This is a genomic window from Sulfitobacter sp. HI0129 (assembly GCF_001635395.1).
Classification (GTDB): Bacteria; Pseudomonadota; Alphaproteobacteria; order Rhodobacterales; family Rhodobacteraceae; genus Sulfitobacter.
In genome coordinates, this window is record NZ_LWGH01000399.1 from 1 (window position 1) to 5,811 (window position 5,811).

The 5,811-nt window shown below is 66.3% G+C and carries 5 protein-coding genes; 4 read left to right on the forward strand and 1 reads right to left on the reverse strand.

Annotated elements, in window-relative coordinates; genetic code table 11:
• Both hemB and A3764_RS10640 read left to right on the forward strand, forming a co-directional pair.
• On the forward strand, positions 1–952 hold a 952-nt coding region (gene hemB / locus A3764_RS10635; protein WP_067951571.1), incomplete at its 5' end, for a porphobilinogen synthase.
• 181 nt (positions 953–1,133) lie between these two features.
• Positions 1,134–1,700: a YSC84-related protein gene (locus A3764_RS10640; protein WP_067920201.1), complete on the forward strand. Its 567-nt coding sequence runs from the start codon at positions 1,134–1,136 to the stop codon at positions 1,698–1,700.
• A gap of 41 nt (positions 1,701–1,741) precedes the next feature.
• Here the strand turns inward: A3764_RS10640 and A3764_RS10645 are convergent, their stop codons facing one another.
• Positions 1,742–2,659, reverse strand: coding sequence for an NAD(P)-dependent oxidoreductase (locus A3764_RS10645; protein WP_269084750.1), 918 nt, complete (start codon positions 2,657–2,659; stop codon positions 1,742–1,744).
• 44 nt (positions 2,660–2,703) lie between these two features.
• Here A3764_RS10645 and A3764_RS10650 point away from each other — a divergent pair, with 44 nt between their 5' ends.
• Both A3764_RS10650 and A3764_RS10655 read left to right on the forward strand, forming a co-directional pair.
• Positions 2,704–5,178, forward strand: a complete 2,475-nt coding sequence (locus A3764_RS10650; protein ID WP_067920205.1) for a penicillin acylase family protein — start codon at positions 2,704–2,706, stop codon at positions 5,176–5,178.
• On the forward strand, positions 5,178–5,741 hold the full coding sequence (locus tag A3764_RS10655) for a pseudouridine synthase (protein ID WP_067920207.1): 564 nt from the start codon (positions 5,178–5,180) through the stop codon (positions 5,739–5,741). Before A3764_RS10650 ends, A3764_RS10655 begins: the two co-directional genes overlap by 1 nt.
• Positions 5,742–5,811 lie beyond the last annotated feature (70 nt).

A 5,811-nucleotide genomic window follows, 5' to 3' on the forward strand; every position in this document is an offset into this window, starting at 1 on the left:
CCGCCGCAGCCCCGCCCTGCGTGCACTGGTACGCGAAAACGCGCTTGAGGCGAGCGACCTGATCTGGCCCGTCTTCGTCCGTGCCGGATCGGACGTGGAAGAGCCTGTGCCCTCCATGCCCGGCGTCATGCGGCGCACGGTCGACCGGCTTTTGCCCGCCGTGCGCAGCGCGCATGATCTGGGCATCGGCGCGGTCTGCGTCTTTCCCTACACCGGGATCGAGGACCGGACGGAGGATTGTGCCGGCGCATGGGACCCGGACAACGCGGCCAACCGCGCCATCGCCGCGATCAAGGATGCCCTGCCCGAGATGGCGGTCATGACCGACGTGGCGCTCGACACCTACAACATCAACGGCCATGACGGCTTCGTCGAGGACGGGGTGATCGTGAACGACCGGACGGTGGAGGCGCTGGTGAAAATGGCGCTGGCGCAGGCCGACGCAGGCGCCGACATCATCGGCCCGTCGGACATGATGGACGGGCGCATCGGCGCGATCCGGGAAGGACTCGAAAGTGCGGGCCACAGCCATGTGGCGATCCTCAGCTACGCCGCCAAATACGCCAGCGCCTTCTATGGCCCGTTCCGGGATGCGGTGGGTGCCTCCGGCGCGCTGACGGGGGACAAGAAAACCTACCAAATGGATCCGGCCAACAGCGATGAAGCCCTGCGCCTTGTGGCGCGCGACCTCGCCGAAGGGGCGGATATGGTGATGGTCAAACCCGGGCAGCCCTATCTCGATATCTGCCGTCGGGTGAAAGACAGCTTCGGTGCCCCGACCTTCGCCTATCAGGTCAGCGGCGAATACAGCATGATAAAGGCCGCGTCGGGGAACGGCTGGATTGACGAGGAGCGCGTGATGATGGAAAGCCTGATGGGCTTCAAACGGGCGGGCTGCGACGGGGTTCTCACCTATTTCGCCCCCGAAGCCGCGCGGCTCCTGAACGGCTGACAGCCGCCCGGAGGGGCCCGGGAAACGCGCATTCGACGACAAGACGCGGCGTCACGTGACCCGAAACCCGCAAAGACACGCCTGTCTGCCACGCGGGGCATGACAGGAACGACAAAACCGATTAGGATCATTGCCAAGTCGGAAAACCGGCATCAGGCAACCAGAATACAGGCAGAACCCCATGAGCAATCCGAAATTTTCCCGGCGTGCGTTCACGCTCGGCGCATTTGCCGGTCTGACCGTCACCGCCGCCTGCGGCAACGGTATCGGCGGACGCGGCGCGCAGATGATCGACGCGCGTGTCGATGCGACACTGGCCGAAATGTACCGCGCCTATCCCAACACAGTGCAACTGGCGCAGAAATCCAATGGCATGCTCGTCATGCCACTGGTGACGGAGGCCGGTCTCGGCCTCGGGGGCGCCTACGGGCGCGGCGCGTTACGGGTGAATGACGTGACAGTGGATTATTATTCCGTCACCAAGGCCTCGGGCGGGCTCCAGATCGGGGCCGCGCAATATGCCCATGTGCTCTTTTTCATGACCGACAGGGCGCTTGCCGAATTCCGCAGCTCCCCCGGCTGGGCCGCGGGGGCGGACCTCGAATACGTGATCTCGAACCGGGGCGACAGCCTCAACGCGGAAACGACGACGGTACTGGCACCCGTGCTCGCGGCGGTCTTCGGGCGCGCGGGCCTGCGTCTGGGCGCGACGCTCGAAGGCACGAAATATACCCGCATCATCCCCTGAGGGGAGCGGTCCCGCCCCTTTCGGGGGCGGGCCGCAACGGGTCAGTCGCGCTGCAGGCGCTTGAACAGGCTTGAAGTGTCCCAGCGCCCGCCGCCCATCTTCTGGACGTCCTTGTAGAACTGGTCCACCAGCGCGGTGACCGGCAGGCTCGCCTTGATGTCGTCTGCCGTCGACAGGCAGATGCCCAGATCCTTGCGCATCCAATCCACCGCGAACCCGTGGTCGAACTTGTCGTCGAGCATGGTCTCGTAGCGGTTCGCCATCTGCCAGCTTCCGGCGGCCCCCTGGCTGATCACCTCGACCACGTCGCGCCCGTCCAACCCGGCCTTTTCGGCGAAATGCAACGCCTCGCTCAGCCCCTGAACGAGGCCCGCAATCGCGATCTGGTTGCACATCTTGGTCATCTGGCCGGCGCCGCTGTCACCCAGCCGGCGGCAGATCTTCGAATAGACCTCCATCACCGGCAGTGCGCGGTCAAAAGCACCCTGATCCCCGCCGCACATGATCGATAGCTGCCCGTTCTCGGCCCCCGCCTGCCCGCCGCTGATCGGCGCATCGACAAAGCTGACCTGGGCATCGTCCGCGGCCTCGTACATCTCGGCGGTGACGGCGGCGCTGACGGTGGTATGATCGACGAAGATGGCCCCCTTCGTCATCCCGGCGAAGGCCCCGTCCGCGCCCGTACAGACCGAGCGCAGATCGTCGTCGTTCCCCACGCAGGCCATGACGAAATCGGCACCCTCAGCCGCTTCGCGCGGCGTGGCGGCATGGGCACCGCCATAGGTGGCCACCCAGTCTTCGGCCTTGGAGGCGGTGCGGTTATAGACCGTCACCTCATGCCCGGCCTTCTGGAGATGCCCCGCCATGGGCGCACCCATCACCCCCAGACCCAAAAATGCCACTTTCGCCATCTGCTTTTCCTCCCCAACCGGTTGCGCTATTGCTTGCCAAACACCTATCACCTTGTGCGCGCTGGTCAATCGGCGCGGGATCCGGAGCCCTGATGGCAGCTGTTTTTCGTTGGCTGGTGCGACTGACGGCGCTGATGATCGTGCTCGCGGTCGTTGCTGTCGGGCTGATCTACTGGCTGGCGTCGCGGTCCCTGCCCGACTACGACGACGTGATCGTCACGCCCCGGCTCACCGCGCCGGTGGAGATCGTGCGCGACAATGCCAACGTGCCCCATATCTTCGGCGAAACCGATGCCGATGTGTTCTACGCCCTGGGCTATGCCCATACGCAGGACCGGATGTGGCAGATGATCACGCTGCGGCGTACCGCACAGGGCCGCCTGTCGGAGGTCTTCGGCACGGCGACGCTGAACATCGACAAGCTGCTGCGCCGGTTCGACCTCTATACCCTCGCCGTCCGTTCCGTCGACGCGCTGGAGCCACGCACCCGCGCCGCGCTCGAGGCCTATTCCAACGGGGTCAACGCGCGGCTCGATCAGATCAACTCCGAAGCATTGGGCCGCGGCGCGCCCGAGATGTGGCTTTTCAACGCGCCCATGGCGCCGTGGCGCCCGGCGGATTCCGTGGCGATCCTCAAGCTGATGGGGCTGCAACTCTCCGCCCATCTGGAGGCGGAGGTGCTGCGGGCCCGCACTTCGCTGATGCTGGCCGATCCCGACCGGGTGCAAGACATCCTGCCGGATGCCCCCGGCCCCGGCATCGCGGCGCTGCCCGAATATGCCGCTCTTTTCCCCGATGCGCCCCGTGTGGCCGCCAATATCCCGCTCGATCCGCACCCGCTGTCGCCCTTCCGTCACATGCCCCTGGCGGGGGCGTCGAACGCATGGGCGGCGGCGCCGTCCCGCTCCGCTTCGGGCGGAACGCTGCTGGCGAACGATCCTCACTTGGGCTTCTCGGCTCCGTCGATCTGGTATCTCGCCCGGCTCGAACTCGACAGCGGGGGGGTCATCGGCGGGACCATCCCGGGCGTTCCGGTGATCCTGACAGGGCGCAGCGCCAGCCTCGGCTGGGGGGTGACATCGGCCTATGCGGACGATCAGGACGTCTATATCGAGGAACTGAACCCGGATAATCCGCAGGAATACCGCACGCCCGACGGGTGGGCGAAATTCAATACGCGGTCCTCCATCGTCAACGTGAAGGACGCGGAGCCTGTCACCGTCATCCAGCGCTGGACCCAAAATGGCCCGGTCCTGCCCGGCACGCATTACAACCTCGCCGCCGTCACCCCGCCCGGCCATGTGGCCAGCGTGGCCTGGACGGTGCTGACGCCGGAGGACACGACCATGGATGCCGCCATGGACCTGATGGGCGCCAAGACGGTCGAAGAAGCGATTGCCGCGGGCGAAGCCTATGTCGGCCCGGCGCAGAACCTCACGCTCGTGGATTCCGAAAACATCGCGATGAAGACCGTCGGCGTCATCCCGCGCCGCGATGTCGCCCACCAGAGCGAGGGGCGCATGCCCACCCCCGGCTGGGTCGAGGCCAATCGCTGGCAGGGCCGGATGCCCTATGAAACCAATCCGGAGTTCGTGGCCCCCGCGGGCGGGATACTGGGCAACACCAACAACAAGACGGTGAACCGGGCCTTTCCCAACCATGTCTCCTATGTCTGGGGCGACACCCAGCGGATCCAGCGTTGGCAACGGCTGATGCAATCCCGTCAGGTCCATACCCGCGACAGCTTCATCGAGGCGCAGCTCGACACCGTCAGCTTCACCGCGCGTTCGCTGCTGCCGCTGATGGGGTCGGAACTTTGGTTTACCGGCGAAGCGGCCCCCGAGGGCACAAGGGAACGCCAGCGCCAGCGCGCGCTGACCCTGCTCGCCGGCTGGTCGGGCGAGATGAACGAACATCTGCCCGAGCCGCTGATCTATGCCGCATGGTTGCGCGCCCTGCAGGCCCGCCTGATCCAGGATGAGCTTGGCCCGCTGGCGGATGAATTCACCCATGTCCAGCCGCTGTTCATCGAACGGGTGTTCCGCGACGTGGGCGGCGCCTCCGTCTGGTGTGACGTGCTCCAGTCCGCGCAGAAGGAAACGTGCCCCGACATGGCCCGCCTTGCACTGGACGACGCGCTGATCTGGATTGAGGAGACATGGGGCAGCCAGCTTGAATCTTTGCGCTGGGGCGATGCGCATCAGGCCACCCATGATCACCAGATCCTCGGCGAAGTGCCCCTGCTGCGCTACTTCGTGAACATTCGCCAGTCGACCTCCGGCGGGGACAATACGCTGCTGCGCGGCCGGACGAAGGGCACCCTGCCCGATCCGTTCCAGAACGTGCACGGAGCGGGCTACCGGGGGGTCTATGATTTCGCCGATCCGGATTCTTCGGTCTTCATCATCTCCACCGGGCAATCCGGCCACCCGCTGTCGCGGCACTACGACGACATGGCCCAGTTGTGGCGCCGGGGGGAGTATATTCCCATGTCGCTGGACGAAGACCTCGCCCGGGCCGCATCGGTCGGGGTCACGCTGCTGATGCCCCCGCGCAGCCGGCGCTGATGGCGCGTGTGATCCTCTTCAACAAGCCTTTCGGGGTCCTGTCGCAGTTCACCGACAAGGGCACCGAAGGCTCGCCCCGGCCCACCCTTTCGGCCTATATCGACGAGCCGGGGTTCTATCCGGCGGGTCGGCTCGACAAGGACAGCGAGGGCCTGCTCGTCCTCACGGATGACGGCCCGCTGCAGGCGCGGATCGCAAATCCCAAATACAAGCGGCCCAAGACCTATCTGGTACAGGTGGAAGGCAGGCCCGACGCCGGGGCGCTGGACCGGCTGCGCCGCGGGGTCACGCTGAAAGACGGGCCGACAAGACCCGCGCGGATCGAACAGGTCGCGCCGCCCGACGACCTCTGGCCGCGCGATCCGCCCGTGCGTTACCGCAAGAGCGTGCCCGACGCATGGCTGGAGATCACGATTACCGAAGGGCGCAACCGTCAGGTACGCCGGATGACGGCCCATGTGGGCCTGCCGACACTGCGGCTCATCCGGCTGGGCGTGGGTGACTGGCGGTTGGGCGGCCTGCGGCCCGGGGCATGGCGCTTCGCCTCACCGACCGGGCCATGAGGGCCGATCCCTTCAGGTAGAGATGGCGCGGGTGATCCAGACCCCGGCGGTGGCGGAGACCGAGGTGAGC

Bases quoted from the DNA above. Each gene is read 5' to 3' on its own strand.
- A3764_RS10650 (WP_067920205.1), top strand. From the start codon at position 2,704: ATGGCAGCTGTTTTTCGTTGGCTGGTGCGACTGACGGCGCTGATGATC.
- A3764_RS10640 (WP_067920201.1), top strand. From the start codon at position 1,134: ATGAGCAATCCGAAATTTTCCCGGCGTGCGTTCACGCTCGGCGCATTT.
- A3764_RS10655 (WP_067920207.1), top strand. From the start codon at position 5,178: ATGGCGCGTGTGATCCTCTTCAACAAGCCTTTCGGGGTCCTGTCGCAG.